General features: G+C 74.1%; 16 protein-coding genes and 1 pseudogene. 5 read left to right on the top strand and 12 right to left on the bottom strand.

Annotation, left to right across the window (positions count from 1 at the left end):
- Positions 1 to 87: 87 nt before the first annotated feature.
- The 5 genes from SCK26_RS31220 to SCK26_RS31200 all read right to left on the bottom strand — a co-directional run bounded on the left by SCK26_RS31220 (position 88) and on the right by SCK26_RS31200 (position 4,770).
- Positions 88 to 1,665, bottom strand: coding sequence for an ABC transporter substrate-binding protein (locus tag SCK26_RS31220; protein ID WP_318204674.1), 1,578 nt, complete (start codon positions 1,663 to 1,665; stop codon positions 88 to 90).
- A 189-nt stretch (positions 1,666 to 1,854) separates the two neighbouring features.
- Positions 1,855 to 2,616, bottom strand: coding sequence for an SDR family oxidoreductase (locus SCK26_RS31215; protein ID WP_318204673.1), 762 nt, complete (start codon positions 2,614 to 2,616; stop codon positions 1,855 to 1,857).
- Positions 2,617 to 2,638: 22 nt separating this feature from the next.
- Positions 2,639 to 3,400, bottom strand: a complete 762-nt coding sequence (gene fabG, locus SCK26_RS31210; RefSeq protein WP_318204672.1) for a 3-oxoacyl-ACP reductase FabG — start codon at positions 3,398 to 3,400, stop codon at positions 2,639 to 2,641.
- Positions 3,401 to 3,547: 147 nt separating this feature from the next.
- Positions 3,548 to 3,997, bottom strand: a complete 450-nt coding sequence (locus tag SCK26_RS31205; RefSeq protein WP_318204671.1) for a DUF3037 domain-containing protein — start codon at positions 3,995 to 3,997, stop codon at positions 3,548 to 3,550.
- On the bottom strand, positions 3,994 to 4,770 hold the full coding sequence (locus SCK26_RS31200) for a HipA family kinase (protein WP_318204670.1): 777 nt from the start codon (positions 4,768 to 4,770) through the stop codon (positions 3,994 to 3,996). Before SCK26_RS31200 ends, SCK26_RS31205 begins: the two co-directional genes overlap by 4 nt.
- Positions 4,771 to 4,970: 200 nt before the next feature.
- Between SCK26_RS31200 and SCK26_RS31195 the strand changes: the two genes are divergently transcribed.
- Complete coding sequence (locus tag SCK26_RS31195; RefSeq protein WP_318204669.1) at positions 4,971 to 5,417, top strand: Rieske (2Fe-2S) protein; 447 nt, start codon at positions 4,971 to 4,973, stop codon at positions 5,415 to 5,417.
- Positions 5,418 to 5,423: 6 nt separating this feature from the next.
- On the opposite strand, the pseudogene SCK26_RS31190 reads toward SCK26_RS31195, so the two are convergent.
- Positions 5,424 to 6,002 (bottom strand): annotated as a pseudogene (locus SCK26_RS31190) (cysteine hydrolase).
- Between the two features lie 104 nt (positions 6,003 to 6,106).
- On the opposite strand from SCK26_RS31190, the gene SCK26_RS31185 reads away from it, so the two are divergent.
- Positions 6,107 to 6,577 carry a pyridoxamine 5'-phosphate oxidase family protein gene (locus SCK26_RS31185; protein ID WP_318204668.1) on the top strand — a complete coding sequence of 157 codons (471 nt, stop codon included), beginning with the start codon at positions 6,107 to 6,109 and terminating at the stop codon, positions 6,575 to 6,577.
- A gap of 3 nt (positions 6,578 to 6,580) precedes the next feature.
- On the opposite strand, the gene SCK26_RS31180 is transcribed toward SCK26_RS31185, so the two are convergent.
- On the bottom strand, positions 6,581 to 7,483 hold the full coding sequence (locus tag SCK26_RS31180) for a LysR family transcriptional regulator (protein WP_318204667.1): 903 nt from the start codon (positions 7,481 to 7,483) through the stop codon (positions 6,581 to 6,583).
- A gap of 74 nt (positions 7,484 to 7,557) precedes the next feature.
- On the opposite strand from SCK26_RS31180, the gene SCK26_RS31175 reads away from it, so the two are divergent.
- A complete protein-coding gene (locus SCK26_RS31175) occupies positions 7,558 to 8,511 on the top strand; it encodes a DMT family transporter (RefSeq protein WP_412080800.1) in 954 nt (317 codons plus the stop codon).
- 118 nt (positions 8,512 to 8,629) lie between these two features.
- On the opposite strand, the gene SCK26_RS31170 is transcribed toward SCK26_RS31175, so the two are convergent.
- Complete coding sequence (locus SCK26_RS31170) at positions 8,630 to 9,961, bottom strand: aminotransferase class I/II-fold pyridoxal phosphate-dependent enzyme (RefSeq protein ID WP_318204665.1); 1,332 nt, start codon at positions 9,959 to 9,961, stop codon at positions 8,630 to 8,632.
- 47 nt (positions 9,962 to 10,008) lie between these two features.
- On the opposite strand from SCK26_RS31170, the gene SCK26_RS31165 reads away from it, so the two are divergent.
- Positions 10,009 to 10,689, top strand: coding sequence for a pyridoxamine 5'-phosphate oxidase family protein (locus tag SCK26_RS31165; RefSeq protein WP_318204664.1), 681 nt, complete (start codon positions 10,009 to 10,011; stop codon positions 10,687 to 10,689).
- A gap of 127 nt (positions 10,690 to 10,816) precedes the next feature.
- Here the strand turns inward: SCK26_RS31165 and SCK26_RS31160 are convergent, their stop codons facing one another.
- The 3 genes from SCK26_RS31160 to SCK26_RS31150 all read right to left on the bottom strand — a co-directional run bounded on the left by SCK26_RS31160 (position 10,817) and on the right by SCK26_RS31150 (position 13,631).
- Entirely contained in the window at positions 10,817 to 11,764 is a 948-nt protein-coding gene (locus SCK26_RS31160; protein ID WP_318204663.1) for a DMT family transporter, read from the bottom strand.
- A gap of 192 nt (positions 11,765 to 11,956) precedes the next feature.
- Positions 11,957 to 12,961, bottom strand: coding sequence for an EamA family transporter (locus tag SCK26_RS31155; RefSeq protein ID WP_318204662.1), 1,005 nt, complete (start codon positions 12,959 to 12,961; stop codon positions 11,957 to 11,959).
- A gap of 46 nt (positions 12,962 to 13,007) precedes the next feature.
- Positions 13,008 to 13,631: a Clp protease N-terminal domain-containing protein gene (locus SCK26_RS31150; protein WP_318204661.1), complete on the bottom strand. Its 624-nt coding sequence runs from the start codon at positions 13,629 to 13,631 to the stop codon at positions 13,008 to 13,010.
- A gap of 742 nt (positions 13,632 to 14,373) precedes the next feature.
- Here SCK26_RS31150 and SCK26_RS31145 point away from each other — a divergent pair.
- The gene (locus SCK26_RS31145) at positions 14,374 to 15,186 is read left to right on the top strand and encodes a PhzF family phenazine biosynthesis protein (protein WP_318204660.1); all 813 of its coding nucleotides are present in this window, start codon (positions 14,374 to 14,376) and stop codon (positions 15,184 to 15,186) included.
- A 23-nt stretch (positions 15,187 to 15,209) separates the two neighbouring features.
- Here SCK26_RS31145 and SCK26_RS31140 read toward each other — a convergent pair whose 3' ends face one another.
- Entirely contained in the window at positions 15,210 to 16,031 is an 822-nt protein-coding gene (locus SCK26_RS31140; RefSeq protein ID WP_412080799.1) for a CPBP family intramembrane glutamic endopeptidase, read from the bottom strand.
- Positions 16,032 to 16,094 lie beyond the last annotated feature (63 nt).

Genomic DNA, 16,094 nt, shown 5'->3' with positions numbered 1-16,094 from the left:
TCACGATGTCGTTCAGGTACCGCGTGCGGTCACTTCCAGGATGCCGAACCTACAGGCGACCACTGACAACCGGCGCCGCGAGGGGTCTCACCAGCTGGTCTTGCGGTGCAGCACCCACATCGTCATGATCGTCGACGGGTCCAGGGCCTGCTCGCCGCCGGAGATGTCGACGCTGGCCGCCACGAACTGCCGTCCCTGCCACAGCGGGAGCAGCCGGGCGTCGTCCACCATGATCTGCTGCGCGGCCTCCATGTCCTTGACGGTCTCGGCGCGGTCGCTCTCCGCGCGCGCGTGGGGCAGCAGCCGGCCGGTGATCTCCTTGGCCGGATAGGGCGTGCCGAGCGCGTTGTGCTCGCCGACGAACGGGGCGATGAAGTTGTCCGCGTCGGGGAAGTCCGGGAACCAGCCGCGCCCGAACACCGGGTACTCCTGGTTCTGGAAGCCGGTCACATAGGTGTTCCAGGGGCGGCTTCTGAGGGTGACGGCGAACAGGCCGGAGCCGTCCAGCTGCCGCTTCAGCTCCCGGAACATGCGGGCCGTCTCGGAGCCGTAGCGGTCGGTGGTGTACCAGAGGGTGAGCGGGACGCGCCGGGTGATGCCGGCGTCGGAGAGGATTCTGCGGGCCTTGGGCACGCTGGGGTCGCCGAAGTCGTCGAAGAAACCGGTGGCGTGGCCGGTCAGGCCCTTGGGGACCATCGAGTACAGCGGGTCGACGGTGTCCTTGTACACCTTGTGCGCGATCGCGCCCCGGTCCACGAGCTGGGCCACGGCCTTGCGGACGGCGGTCCGTCCGGCCCAGGGGTCCTCGGGGTTGAACACCAGGTAGCTGATGTCGGTGCCGGCGCCGTCGACGAGTTGCAGGTGCTCGTCGTCGCGCTCCTGGAGGGCGACGATGTCGTCGGCGGCGAGGCCGCGGTAGGTGACGTCGATGCGCTTGTCGCGCAGCGCCTCGACCATGCCGGCGGAGTCCTTGAAGTAGCGGATGGTCACCGCGTCGTTCTGCCGCTTGGCGAAGCCCTGGTAGTGGTCGTTGCGGACCAGGACGGCCTGCTTGCCCTCCTCGTAGGACCGGAGCCGGTACGGCCCGGAGCCGTGCACGTCGGTGCCCTCGCGCAGGGAGTGGGCCGGATAGTCGTCCGGGTCGACGATGGACATGGCCGGGGTGGCCAGCACGAAGGGGAAGGTGGCGTCGGGCTTGTCGAGGTGGAAGACGATGTCCCGGTCGCCGGAGGTCTCCACCCGGTCAAGGCTGCCGAGCAGCCCGGCGGGGCCGCCGGGGGCGGCGATGGTGCGGATGCGGTCGATGGAGTGCCGGACGGCCTCGGCGGTCAGCGGGTCGCCGTCGGCGAACTTCAGGCCGGCGCGCAGCTCGCAGTGGTAGGTGCGGCTGGTGGAGTCGGTGAAGGCGCAGGCCCGGGCGGCGTCGGGCTGAGGGGTGGTGGCGCCGTTCGGGTAGGCGAGGAGGGTCTGGAAGATGTTGCGGTACAGCTCCCAGGAGCCGTCCCAGGCTCCGGCGGGGTCCAGCGTGCTCGGGGCGCTGGTGGTGCCCACGACGATCGGACCCTGCTCGCCGGGGTCGTCGTCGGACAGCAGGCCGCAGCCGGCGACCAGCGACAGGGACACGATCGCCGCGACCTTGCGCAGGCATCGGTTCCGGTTGAACACGCGCACGCTCCTCGATCCGCCGTACCAAGGGTCGGCAGACCATACCGCAGCGCCCGGGCCCCTGAACCTCCCCTGGAGCAGGGGCACTTGATCGACTCGGCGGTGACGGCGCGGTCCGTCCGCTGGGCGGATGCCAGGCGGTCTTCCGGGCGCCGATCCGTCCGGAAACCGGGCGCCCGGAAGAGTCGGTCAGCCGACGCCGGCGTTGAGGAAGATCCCGCCGTCCACGACGAGCGTCTGACCGGTGATCCAGTCGGACTGCTCGGAGGTGAGGAACGCGGCGGCGCCGCCGATGTCGGAGGGCACCCCGAGCCGGCCCAGCGGGTAGGCGGCCGCGGCCTCCTCCTCGCGGCCCTCGTACAGGGCCTGGGCGAACTTGGTCTTGACCACGGCCGGGGCGATCGCGTTGACCCGTACCCGCGGCGCGAACTCGTGCGCGAGCTGCTGGGTCAGGTTGATCATCGCGGCCTTGCTCACGCCGTACGCGCCGATGAACGGCGAGGCCGCCAGGCCGGCGACCGAGGCGATGTTGACGATCGCGCCGCCGTTGTCCTTCTGCCAGGCGTGCCAGGTCTTCTGGGCGAAGCCGAGGGCGGAGATCACGTTGGTCTCGAAGACCTTGCGGGCGACGTCGAGGTCGAGGTCCGCGATCGGGCCGAACACGGGGTTGGTGCCCGCGTTGTTGACGAGGAAGTCGACCCGGCCGAAGGCCTCCATGGTGCGCTCGACGACCTCGCTCTGGTGGCCGAGGTCGTGCGCCTTGCCGGCGACGCCGATGGCCCGTTCGGCGCCGAGCCGCTCGACGGCCTCCTTCAGGGCCTCCTCGCCGCGGCCGGTGACGCAGACGCGGTCACCGCGGGCGATCAGCGCCTCGGCGACGCCGTAGCCGATGCCGCGGCTGGCGCCGGTGACGATCGCGACCCTGCCGGAGAGCTCCGGGAGTTCAGTCATGTCCGTGCTACCTCTGCATCCCTTAGTTGAGCGGTCCGCCGGCGACGTACAGCACCTGGCCGGAGACGAAGCCGGCCGCCTCGCCGGTGAAGAAGGCGATGGCGTTGGCGATGTCCTCGGGCTCGCCCACGCGCTGCACCGGGATCTGGGTGGCGGCGGCCTTCTTGAAGTCCTCGAAGTCCATCTTGACGCGGTCGGCGGTGGCCTTGGTCATCTCGGTGGCGATGAAGCCCGGGGCGACGGCGTTGGCGGTGATGCCGAACTTGCCCAGCTCGATGGCGAGGGTCTTGGTGAAGCCCTGGAGACCGGCCTTGGCGGCCGAGTAGTTGACCTGGCCGCGGTTGCCGAGCGCCGAGGAGGAGGAGAGGTTGACGATCCGGCCCCAGCCGGCCTCGACCATGTGCTGCTGCACGGCCTTGGTCATCAGGAACGAGCCGCGCAGGTGCACGTTCATGACCGTGTCCCAGTCGGACACGCTCATCTTGAACAGCAGGTTGTCGCGCAGCACGCCCGCGTTGTTGACGAGGATCGTCGGCGCGCCCAGCTCGTCTGCGACGCGGGCGACGGCTGCCGTGACCTGCGCCTCGTCGGAGACGTCCGCGCCGACCGCGACGGCCTTGCCGCCGGCGGCGGTGATCTTTTCGACGGTGTCCTTGCAGGCGGCCTCGTCGAGGTCGATCACGGCGACCGCGCGGCCCTCCGCGGCCAGCCGTACGGCGGTGGCGGCACCGATGCCGCGCGCCGCGCCGGTGACTACCGCGACCCGCTGTTCGTTGGTGGACATGCTGTTTCTCCTCGCCCTTGAGAGAACCTACCGGACCCTCGGAGAGGGTCCGCTCGTGCGGTGAGCGACCGCTTAGTACCTTCTCCACCCGTGACGCTAGAAGCCCTGGCACCCGGTGTCAACGGCAACTCCGGCCGGTGTGATCCATTACCTCACCAGGAGGTTGAGCAGGCGCTCCGTCTCGGCGGCCGGATCGGCGGTCAGCCCGGTGTGCACGGGACCGGGCTGCACGATGGTGGAGCGGGGCGCGACCAGCCAGCGGTAGCGCCGGCCCGCGTCGTCGCCGGCCGCCTGTCCGGCCTGTTCGCCGCCTTCGCAGATCCGCTCGACCGCGGCGAGCGCGGCGCGCACTCCGGCCACGTCGGCGGCCGGGTCCAGCGCGCGCAGCCGGGCCTCGTCCAGGTGGGTGCGGGCACCGAGGTAGCCCTGGGCGCGGCAGTAGACGACCACGCCCGCGTTGACGCACTCCCCGCGCTCCAGCCGGGGCACGACACGCAGCAGCGCGTACTCGAACACGTCCCGGTCGCCGCCCTGCCCCGCACGGGTGATGTGCCGTTCGGTGACATGGCCGGCCATGTGGATGTGACGCTCGCTCACTTGCCCTCCTCCGCTCCGGTGCCGAGGCCGGTGATCCGCTCGGCGATGACGGCCGCGCGCGCGAGCAGCGGCCGCGTGTAGGCCCGGCGCAGGTCGTCCGGGCTGTCGAAGCCCGGCTCGCCGTCGAGCCAGACGTCCGGGATCTCGGCGGTGACCTCGGCGAGCAGGTCCTCGGTGACCTGGGGGGCGAGGTCGGCCGCGGCGGCGCGCACGTCCGGGGCGAAGCGGGCGAGGGCGTGGTCCGAGGCGTCGTAGGGGCGGGCCGCCGAGGCCTGGGCGCCGGGCCAGTTGTGGTGCCAGATCATGGTCGCGCCGTGGTCGATGAGCCACAGTTCGCCCCGGTGCACCAGGAGGTTGGGGTTGCGCCAGGAGCGGTCGACGTTGTTGATCAGCGCGTCGAACCAGACGATCCGGCCGGCCTCCTCGGGGCTGACGGGGAAGGCGAGCGGGTCGTAGCCGAGGGCGCCGGAGAGGAAGTCCATGCCGAGGTTGGTGCCGCCGCTGCCCCGCAGCAGGTCCTGCACCTGCTGCTCGGGCTCGCCGAGCCCGAGGACCGGGTCCAGTTCGAGGGCGACGAGCCGGGGCATGCGGAACCCGAGCCGCCGGGCGAGTTCCCCGCACACCACCTCGGCGACCAGGGTCTTGCGCCCCTGTCCCGCCCCGGTGAACTTCATGACATAGGCGTGGAGGTCGTCGGCCTCCACCAGCCCCGGCAGCGACCCGCCCTCACGCAGCGGCGTGATGTAGCGGGTCGCGGTGACAGTTCGCAGCATTTCGCCAGGCTATCCGAGCGGTTGACCTCGGCTTCGACGGCCGGCGCCGGGCAGGCGCGCGGCTGCGGCTGCGGCTGCGGCTGCGGCTGCGGCTGCGGCTGCGGCTGCGGCTGCGGCTGCGGCTGCGGATTGAACGGGCGCGGTCGTACGGCCGTACCCCGGGGCGGACCACGCAACGCTCCGTCGAAGGGATACGCCCTATGTCCAGCGCCTCGCTCCACCCCACCGCCGGTCCGGGCCGTCGTGCCGTCATGGCGGCGGCCGGAGCGGCGGGGCTCGCCGCCGCGCTGACCGCCTGCGGTTCGGACGACGGCTCGTCCGACGCCGGGTCCGCCGCCGGGGCCGCGCCGGCCGGCGGTGGCACCGCGCTCGCCAGGACCGCCGACATCCCCGAGGGCGGCGGGAAGATCTTCGAGGACCAGGGTGTCGTGGTCACCCAGCCGGCGGCGGGCACCTACAAGGCGTTCTCCGTGAAGTGCCCCCACCAGGGCTGCGCGGTAAGCAGCGTGGCAGACGGCATGATCGTCTGCCCGTGCCACGGCAGCGAGTTCTCCGTGGCGGACGGCAGCGTGCGGAAGGGACCCGCGACACGGGGGCTGCCCGCCGCGCGGATCACCGTCGCCGGCGACGAGATCACGCTGGCCTGAGCCCGGTCACCGTCCTCCATGGCCGCCTTGCCACCGCGTCCGGGCGAGGCGGCCGGGTGTCTCGTCGGCCGTCGTGAGCGTGGCGAGCGGCGCCAGGGTGTGGCGGAGCGTCGCGGCGGTGCGGTCGGCGGACACGTCCGCGAGGGCGTCGGCCGGATCACGGCGGCGCAGCCGAGGCCGACGGCGTCGAACACCGCGTGGCGACGTTGGCCTGCACACCGGTGACGATCGGCGTCCGGCAGCCGAGGTGGCGCGGCGGGGCGTCGGCATCGGTGCCGTGCGGCGGGGACGGCCGGTGCGGCGGCCGTACGGCGATGTCCTCCTCGGCGACCTCGACCGGCGGCGCGGCCCGGACCGCCGTGCTGCCGGCCGGCCGGCCGCTGCCGCACGGAAAGCCGTTCTGCGGCCCGGAACAGCCGGGCGTCGCGGCCGGTGCCGCGCCGTCGGCGTGCCGCAGGCGCGTGCCGCGCGGGCCGGGTCGGGCAGGGCACCGTCCGGGCCGGCGGCCCCTTGCCGGCGCCCCACGGTGAGCAGGACCGAACCGGCGGGATCGAGGAGTTCGCCGAGCTGCTCGTGCGACGGCACGGCACGTCCCCTTGGAGACGACCGGTTTCCTTTCCTGACGCGATGCCAGAGGATCGGTGCCGCACGACAGTTCTCTGACACGACGTGGGAGAAGAGGGGACCGCATGTCCGTCACCGAGCAGCGCCGGGGCCGGAGGATCATGATGACGCCGGCCGAACTGGACGAGTTCCTCGGGACCCAGCGCACCTGCCGGGTCGCGACCGTCTCGGCCGACGGTATGCCGCATGTCAGCGCGCTGTGGTTCGCCTGGGACGGCACGTCGCTGTGGCTGTACTCCGTGGTGCGCAGCCGGCGCTGGGCACAGCTGCGCCGCGATCCCCGGGTGGCCGTCGTGGTGGACTCCGGGGAGGAGTACGACGAGCTGCGGGGGGCGGAGCTGTCCGGCCGGGTGGAGTTCGTGGGCGAGGTGCCGCGCCGGGGTGAGCTGTGCGCCGAACTGGACACGGCCGAGACGCTGTTCGCGCGCAAGAACCTCGGCCTGGACGAGATGCCCCACGACGGCCGCCACGCGTGGGCCCGGCTGACCCCGGAGAAGATCGTGTCCTGGGACTTCCGGAAGCTGGGCGGGGCGTAGGGCTCAACCGAGCCGCCGCGCGGCCGTCCGCAGGGCCTCCACCGCGGCGCGGATCGAGGGCCGTCGGTCGGCGTCCGCCCGCCAGATCACGTACACATGGCGGCGCACGCGCTGCCGGAGCGGCACCAGGACCACGCCCTCGGGCACCGGGTGCCGGCCCAGCAGCGGCGCTATGCACACGCCCAGCCCGGCCGCCACCAGCCCGAGCTGGGTGTGGGTCTCACCGGCGCGGTGGCCGACGATCGGCTCGACGCCCTTGGAGCGCAGGGTGAACATCAGCCACTCGTGGCAGAACTCGCCCTCGCCCCAGGTGATCCACTCGTCCTCGGCGAACTCGGTCAGGTCCACCTCGTCCCGGTCCGCGAGCCGGTGCCCGACGGGCATGGCGACGTCGGCGGGGTCGTCCAGCAGGGGCGCCTTGACCAGGCCGTCGGGGACGGGCATCGGCTTGTTGTACCAGTCCAGGACCACCGCGAGGTCGAGATCGCCGCGGACGACCCCGGCGATGCCCTGCTCCGGTTCCAGCTCGCTGGAGCGCACCCGCAGCCCCGGGTGCTCGGTGCGCAGCGCGCCCAGCGCGGCGGGGAACAGTCCGCGGGCGGCGGTCGGGAACGCGGACAGCCTGAGTTCGCCGACGACCTGGCCCCGGTGCGCCTCCAGGTCGGACTCGGCCAGCTCGACCTGGGACAGGATGCGCGCCGCGTGCTCCGACAGCAGCCGGCCGGCGTCCGTGAGCCGCACGCCCCGGCCGTTCCTGGCGAGCAGCCGCTGGCCGATCTCCCGCTCCAGCTTGCCCAGCTGCTGGGAGACCGCGGACGTGGTGACATGCAGGGCGTCCGCGGCGGCGCTGACCGAGCCGTGGCGGGCCAGCGCGTCCAGGGTACGCAGGCGCTCAAGGTTCAACATATAAGTGATTCTAAGAGGTACCAGGTGGGAAATCTCGATTGTGCTACGAGGTTGCCTCCCGCATCGTTGAGGTCATGAGCACGATCAGCGCGTCCTCCCGCACCCGATCCCGAACCCGGCCCGAGTCCCCCGCGCCCGGCGGCGCCCGCGCCCGCCTGGACTGGCGGCTGCGCTTCGGCCTGCTGTCCCTGATCTGGGGCTTCAGCTTCCTGCTGATCAAGGTGGGGACCGACGGGTACGCGCCGTTCCAGGTCACGCTGGGCCGGCTGGTGTTCGGCACGGCGGTGCTGGTGGCGACGATGGCCGTGAAGCGGGAGCGGCTTCCGCGCGGGGCCCGGCTGTGGGGACACATGGCGGTCGCCGCGTTCCTGCTGAACGCGCTGCCGTTCTCCCTCTTCGCCTACTCCGAGCTGACCATCCCCTCCACCCTGGCCGGCATCTGCAACGCCACCTCCCCTCTGTGGGGCATGGCCCTGTCCCTGGTCGCGCTGTCCGAGGACCGGCCGTCCCGGGTGCGGGTGGCCGGGCTGGGGCTGGGGTTCCTGGGCGTGCTGACCGTGCTCGGCGCCTGGCAGGGCTTCCACGGGCTGGACGGCCGGGGCACGGCGCTGGCGCTGCTGGCGTCGCTGAGCTATCCGGTGGGGTGGATCTACGTCCGGCGGACGCTGGCCGGCACGGGCAACTCCCATCTGTCCATGACCGGCGGGCAGCTGCTGCTGGCCACGGTCCAGCTGGCGGTGGTGACGCCCCTGTTCACCGGCGTGCCCGAGCACTTCGCGCCGGTCCCGCTGCTGGCCGTCGCGGCGCTGGGGGCGCTGGGCACGGGGCTGGCGGTGCTGATCCAGTACGGCCTGGTCGCCGAGGTCGGGCCCACCACCGCCCAGATGGTCACGTACTTCATCCCCGTCATCGCCACGGCCGCGGGGGTCGCGATCCTCGGGGAGTCGCTGCGGTGGACGACACCGGTGGGCGCGGTGATCGTCCTGGCGGGCGCGGCACTGACCCAGGTGCGGGGGAAGAGCGGGTGATGGGAGCGGGGCGCACGCGGGCGCGGGTCCGCCGCGGCCCGGCGCGCCTCTTTTCCCGGTCGCCGTCGCCCGTGACGGCCGTGGACACGCGGACCATCGCGCCCTGTGCCGGGTCGCCTCAGCCGTAGACGCGGGCCGGAGAGGGGCGTACGGCCGCCGCCACCGCGTCGGCCAGCGCGCCGATGTCCTGCTCGGCGAGCGGTGAGACCGTGATGCGCACGGCCTGCGGGGAGGCCAGGCGGAAGCGGGCGCCCGGGGCCACGGCCCAGCCGCTCTGGAGCAGGCGGGCGATGGCACCCGTCTCGTCGGGGACCGGCACCCAGACGTTCATGCCGCTGCGGCCGTGGGCGGTGACGCCGCGGTCCGCCAGCGCGCCGACCAGGGCGTCCCGCCGGGCGCCGTAGGACCGGGCCACCGCCGCCCGGTCGATCGCGCCGTGCGCCCACAGATGGGCCACGGCCCGTTGCAGCAGCAGGCTCACCCAGCCGGGGCCCAGGCGCTGGCGGCCGCGGAGCCGGTCGACGGTGACGGGGTCGCCGGCGAGGACGGCGAGGCGCAGGTCGGGGCCGTAGGCCTTGGCGGCGGAGCGGACGAAGGCCCAGTGCCGGGTGACGCCCGCCAGAGGGCGCAGCGGCAGGTCGACGATGCCGTGGCCGTGGTCGTCCTCGATGAGCAGGGTGCCCGGATGCTCGCGCAGCACCGCGCGCAGGGCCCGCGCGCGCGTGGCGGTCACCGAGGCGCCGGTCGGGTTCTGCGCCCGGTCGGTGACGATCAGCGCGCGGGCTCCGGACTCCAGGGCGCGGCGCAGGTCCTGCGGGCGCGGGCCGTCGTCGTCCACACCGACCGGGGCCGTGTGCAGGCCGAGCGCGGGGACGAGGTCGAGGAGGCCGCCCCAGCCGGGGTCCTCGACGGCGACGGTGTCGCCGGGTCTGAGGTGCGCGGTGAGGACGCGTTCGACGGCGTCGAGGGAGCCGGAGGTCACGGTGAGCGGGCCCGCGGGGACGCCGTCGGCGTCGAGTTCGGCCCGGGCGAGGCGGGCGAGGTCCGGGTCCACGGGGTCGTCGCCGTAACGGACGGGCCGCCGGTCGCCCTGCTCGGCCGCCGCGGCGAGGGCCGGCGCCAGGCGGGGCAGCAGGGCCGGGTCGGGGTTGCCCGTGGACAGGTCGCGGCCGCCGGGGGGCACCTCGACGCGCAGTTCCTCGCGGCCGGTGGTGGCCGGCTTGGGACGGACGCGGCTGCCGCGGCGGCCGGCCGTCTCGATCACCCCCCGTTCGCGCAGGATGCGGTACGCGGCGGCGACCGTGTTGGCGTTCACGCCCAGGCGGGCCGCCAACTCCCGCATGGGCGGCAGGAGTTGTCCCGGCCGAAGCCCGCCCGACCCGACCGCCTGTTCGACGCTGGCCGCGATCTCGGCTGCGCCACGTCCTTCGATCCGATACTCTCCTAGCACAAAGCTCATTATGCACTAGTGCAATAGAGATCGCCATGGAGGGGACCATGCAGGGCACCACCGGGGAAACACGGCCCGCCGCCTACTCGCCGACCGGCCGGACCGTGCCGACGCGCTCCGCGGAGCGTGCGTCGTACGACAAGGAGCTGGTGCACGCGATCCTGGACGAGGGGTACGTGTGCCACCTCGGCTTCGTCCGGGACGGCGCCCCGGTGGTGCTGCCGACGCTGTACGGCCGGGTCGGCGAGCGGCTCTACGTCCACGGCTCGACCGGCTCCCGGCCGCTGCGGATGACCGGCCAGGCCGACCCGGGCCTGCCGGTGTGCCTGACGGTCACCCACGTCGACGGCCTGGTGCTGGCCCGCTCCGCCTTCCACCACTCCGTCAACTACCGCTCGGTCGTGGTGCACGGCATCGCGCACGAGGTCACCGACCCGGAGGAGCGGCGGCTGGCCCTGGACGCGCTGGTCGACCACGTCGTACCGGGCCGGTCCGCCGACTCCCGGCCCGCGAACAAGAAGGAGCTGGCCGCCACCGCCGTGATCCGCCTGGACCTTCAGGAGGTCTCGGCCAAGGTCCGCACCGGCGACGCCAACGACGAGCCCGAGGACCTCTCGCTGCCGCACTGGGCCGGCGTCGTCCCGCTCCGCAAGGGCTACGAGACCCCCGTCCCCAACGGCGACCTGGCCCCCGGCATCGGCCTTCCGGACTATCTGACGGCGCGGTAGCGGAGGCACGGAGCCGGCGGCGGGGCGCGCCGGGCCCGACGGCCCGGCGCGCCCCGTCACGTCGTACCGGCGTCACCGCACCGGCGGCCGGCCCCGCCGTACCCGGCCCGGCCGCGCCGGCGGCCCGTCACGCCGACGCCGGCTCCGTGCGGCCGGAGGCACGGGCCTCGCTCACGGCCAGGCCCGTGACGGCGCCGAGCATCAGCAGGGTGCCGGCCGCCGTGGCCGCCGTGAGCCGCTCGCCGAGCAGCAGGACGGCGAGCACGGCCGCGGTCACCGGCTCCAGCAGCATGATCACGGAGACGGTGGCGGACCGGACGACCGCGGCGCCCGCGAAGTAGAACGCGTACGCCAGGGCCGTGGGCACGGCGGCGATGTAGAGCAGCAGGCACAGCAGCCGGGCCGGATGGGCGGTGTGCGGGAGCAGCCCCTCGTGGGCGGCGAACGGCAGCAGGCACAGGCTGGTCACGGCGAAGGCGCCCGCCGTCGTACCGGCGGTGCCGGCGCCGCCGTCCCGCCCGCGCCACCGGGTGAGCAGGGTCATGGCGCCGTAGCCCGCCGCCGAGATCACGGCCAGCAGCACACCGGCCGGACGGACGGTCGCGGCAGAGCCGCCGAAGGTGAGCACGGCCAGCCCGGCGAGCGCACCCGCGACGGCCACGGCGCCGCCCGTACCGAGTCGCTCGCCGAGCAGGAGCCGGGCGCCGAGCGCTATCAGCACGGGGCCCGCGCCGAGGGTCACGACAGTGGCGACGGCCAGCCCGGTCGACGCCACCGCCGCGAAATAGGCGGTCTGGAACACGGCGAGACCGAGTCCCGTGGCGAGCACCGTCACCGCCCGGCCGCGCGGCGGCGCGGCCGGGGCCGTGCGGCGGGCGCGCGGGCGCAGCGGGCGGCCGGCCAGCAGGAAGGCGAGTCCGAGCGCGCAGCGCCAGAAGGAGAGGGCGAAGGCGCCCAGGTCGCTGGTCCGGTAGACCAGCGAGCCGGCGGCACCCGCGGTGCCCCAGGCGGCACCGGTGATGACCAGATAGAGCAGGCCACGCCCGACGGGCAGGCCGGAGGAATTGTTCGACAACAGGATCTCTCCGCAGAAACGCGCGTGGAAGCGCGGAAGGCCGAAGGCGTCCCGTCTCGGCGGGACGCGCTGACTTCATCTGCGGGCAGCACCGTCCAGCCCGGCGCGGATGCGCCGGGCGAGTGTCCCGGAGGCCCGCCTCAGGCGGCCGGGGGCGGAAGGACGAGTGCGTTCTGCGGCATGGTCCGGACTCTAGGCGGCGGTGCCCCGGGCGGACAACTCCCTTTCCGCGCTGTCGGCGGCGGCCGGCCGCGCGGTGTCCTCGCCGGGGGTGGCGGACTGGGCGATGAAGGCGCCGGCCAGGACGATCGCGCCGCCCGCGACCTGCGGCGCGGAGAGGTGCTCGCCGAGCAGCACCCAGGCCAGTACGGTCGCGATGACCGCCTCCAGGCAGGCGACGACCCCGGCGACCTGCGGCGACAGCCGGCGCACCGACAGCACTCCGGTGACGTAGGCGATCACCGTGGCGACGAGCACGATCCAGGCGAGCAGGGCGACGGCCGGTACGGCGGTGCCGTTCAGGTCGGCGGAGCCGGCCAGCACCGACCAGTCCAGGTGCCAGGGGCGGGCCACCACGGTCAGTACGGCGGCGCCGACGAGCAGGCCGTAGGCGATGACGCCGAGCGGATCGGGCGCCGCCTGTCCGGCGTCGCCGCCCTGGTCGGCGAGGACGAAGTAGCCGACCTGGCAGCACGCGGCGCCGAGGGCGAGCAGCAGGCCCAGCGCGTCGAAGCCCAGCCCGGACCACACCTCCACCACGCAGGCGAGGCCGCCGGCCGCGAGGACCACGCCGAGCGCGGCGGCACGGGTGACGGGCCGCCGCTGCACGAACCGCACCCAGCCCAGCACCAGTGCGGGCGCCAGGTACTCGATGAGCAGGGCGACGCCGACCGGGATCCGGGAGAGCGCGGCGAAATAGCAGGCCTGGACCCCGGCCACGGCGAGCAGGCCGAACCCGGCGAGCAGCGCGGGCCGGCGGCGCGGCAGGGCGCGGTGCCGCACGGCGAGCGGCAGCATCACCACGGCGGCGCCCGCCACCCGCAGCCACACCACGTGCAGCGGGTCGAGACCCGCCTCGATCAGCGGCTTGGCGGCCACGCCGGACCCGCCGAAGGCCAGCGCGGAGGCGAGTGCGAGGCCGAGCCCGGCTCCCTTGCCGGGACTGTCCTGACTGGTCACAGACGTATGCACCGGCACATGATGACAGGAGCCGACAGGAGCGTCACCCCTGTTGACACCTGTCTCAGCTGGTGGACGGTGCGGAGCGCAGGCACTCCTGCCGGTCGTCGTCGGCGCATGCCTGTGCGGCGGACTCGATCCGCGCGACGAGTTCGGAGGCCGCGATGCCGGCGCGTTCGAGGACCTCCACGGCCCGGGAGCGGGGGTCGGCGGCGAGCGCGGCGAGCAGGTCGGTGCCGGCGACGCGGGGCGCGCCCCGGCGCCGGGCGCGGGCACGGGCCTCGGCGAGCGCGGCGGCAGCGGCGGGCGACCAGCGGTCGGCGTCCCTGCCCCCGGCGCCTGCGGCCGGCCGTCCGGGACGGTCGGCCGGGGCGGTGGCGAGGGGGATCGCGCCGGAGTCCTCCACGCCGGCCTGCCAGCGCAGGCCGTAGCCGATGCTGCGCTGCACGAGGTAGCCGAGGAGCCGGGCCAGGCGCCGCGGTTCGCCCACGGCGGCGCGGGCCTCGGGGTCGTGTTCCAGCAGGGCGTGGAGCAGATGGGCGGTGTCGGTGTGCCGGTCCCGGTCCCGGACGGCCCTGCGGCGGGCACCGGCGACCACCGCTGCCAGCTCGGCACCGAGCCCGGCAGCGCCGTCCTGGTGCCGGGCCGCCGGGCCGGCGTCGGTCCGGTGGGCTGTACGGGGTTGCACATCCCCTACCTCATCAGCCGCAAGGGGACGGGACATCCCCGAGGGGAACCATTTTGGCGTCCCGCGCGGAGTGGACATCGCCGGCCCGGATCTCATCCTTGCGGAGGAGATTTCGGCCGAGGTGACGCAAAAGCACGCGCGCCGCCTTGCCGTAGACGCACCGCCTCTGTCGCATGACCTGACGGTTCATCAGGGACTCGGCGACGGCCGCCCTGAACGGCTCTCCGCGCGCACCGGACGGCCTGGTGACGCGAGACCTCCGAGGCGCCCGGTGGCCTGGAGCGGCCACCGCGCAGGGGCACGAGCGGCCGTGACCGGTCATCGGCACCGGCGAGAATCACCAAATGAACCGGATGAACAGGCGGGTGGCGGCGGCGAGCCCCCTGTGGACGCGCGCGCTCGCCCGGGAGTCGGACAGGACCCGGCGGCAGGCGGCGGTACGGACCCGGGCCACGGACAGGGACAGGGACAGGGACAGGGACAGGGACAGGGACAGACGGCTGCAACGCGTCCTCCGGACGACCGCCCACCACCTCGACGCCGGTGCCGTCTCCTCGACGTCCCGGCCCCGGTTCCTCCGGCGGGGTCACGCCGCCGCAGGGGCCGGGCCGGTTCTCCGACGCGTGCGGCTCTCCTGCCGCCGGACCGGCGCGGACGGCCGCGGGTGCCGTACGGGAAATCAGTCCGGCGCTCGCGAATTGGCCTTGGTCCGGCGGGCCGTGAGGCCGCTAGCGTCGGCGCCATGCGTATTCGAATCGTGGACGCCTTCACCGACCGTCCGTTCACCGGCAACCCGGCCGGAGTCCTGCTCCTGGACGACGTCTTCCCGGACGACGACTGGCTCCAGAACGTCGCCATGGAGGTGAACCACGCGGAGACGGCGTTCGCGCACCCGCTGCCCGAGGGCGGTGAGGCGGACTGGGCGCTGCGCTGGTTCACGCCCGTCACCGAGGTCAACATGTGCGGCCACGCCACCCTCGCCACGGCCCACGTCCTGCACACCACCGGCGCCCACGAGGGACCGGTGCGGTTCGCGACCCGCAGCGGCGTGCTGATCGGCACGCCCGCCGCGGACGGCTCGATCACCCTCGACTTCCCGACCGCACCGCTCACCCCGGCCGAGCTGCCGGCCGGGGTCGCCGAGGCGCTCGGCGCGCAGCCGCTCGCCGCCTTCGACACCGGCCCGAACACCGGCGACCTGCTGGTGGAGCTGGCCGACGAGAAGACCGTCCTCGGGCTGTCACCGGACCACAAGGCGCTCGGTGCCTACTCCTCGCGCGGCATAATCGCCACGGCCCGCGCCGAGGACCCCGCCCGCGGCTACGACTACGTCTCCCGCGGCTTCTTCCCGAACGTCGGCATCGACGAGGACCCGGTGACCGGCAGCGCCCACACCGCGCTCGCCCCGTACTGGTCCCCCCGGCTGGGCCGCGACGACCTCACCGGGCTCCAGGCCTCCCGCCGCACGGGCCTGGTCCGTACCGGCCTGCGCGGCGCGCGCACGCTGCTCACCGGCCGCGCGGTGACGGTCATCGAAGGCGAACTGCACGCCTGAGCGGTCGGCGGCGGCCCGCCCGGTCAGGCCGTCGGCAGCCAGCCCACCTTGCCCGCGAGGAGGGCGTAGCCGACGAACGCCCCGATGTCGAGCAGGGAGTGCGCGACGACCAGCGGGCCGACCCGTCCCCAGCGGCGGTACAGCCAGACGAACACCACGCCCATGACCATGTTGCCGAGGAAGCCGCCGATGCCCTGGTAGAGGTGGTACGAGCCGCGCAGCACCGCCCCGGCCAGCAGGGCGGCGGCCGGGGACCAGCCCAGCTGACCCAGCCTGCGCAGCAGATAACCGACGACGACGACCTCTTCGAGGACCGCGTTCTGCACCGCCGACAGGATCAGCACCGGGTACTTCCACCACACGTCCGGCAGGGCCTCGGGGACGACGGTGAGGTTGAAGCCGAGGCCGCGGGCGGCCAGGTAGAAGGCGATGCCGGTGCTGCCGATCACGGCCGCGACCCCGGCGCCGCGGGCCAGGTCGGGCCAGGGACGGGTGCGGTCGAAGCCGAGGACGCGCAGGCTCGTGCCCTCGCGCAGCAGCAGGTGGGCGACGAGGGCCACGGGCACCAGCGCGCTGGCGATGCCGAAGAGCTGCCAGGCCAGGTCCAGCCAGGGGCGGCCCGGGGCGGCGGAGGCGTTGAGGGTGGCCGCCTGGTCCTTGAGGCCGCCGGGCTTGGTGACCGAGCCGATGAAACTGATCAGCGCGGACACTCCGCTCGCCCCGAGGGAGAGCGCCAGCACGAGCAGCGTCTCGTCCCGCAGCGTCCGCCGCGGGACGCGCGCCTCCGCCGGCGAACCGGCCACCGCGTCAGCCTCCACCCGCACTCCCGCCTCCAGCCGGCTCATGGGCCCGTGGGCCGCCCTCGCCTGGCAAGGATCGCAGAAGCACGCGCGAAGCCCGCACCCCGC

This window comes from Streptomyces sp. SCL15-4 (genome assembly GCF_033366695.1).
Taxonomy (GTDB): domain Bacteria; phylum Actinomycetota; class Actinomycetes; order Streptomycetales; family Streptomycetaceae; genus Streptomyces.
This window is presented reverse-complemented; position numbering and strand designations above follow the sequence as displayed.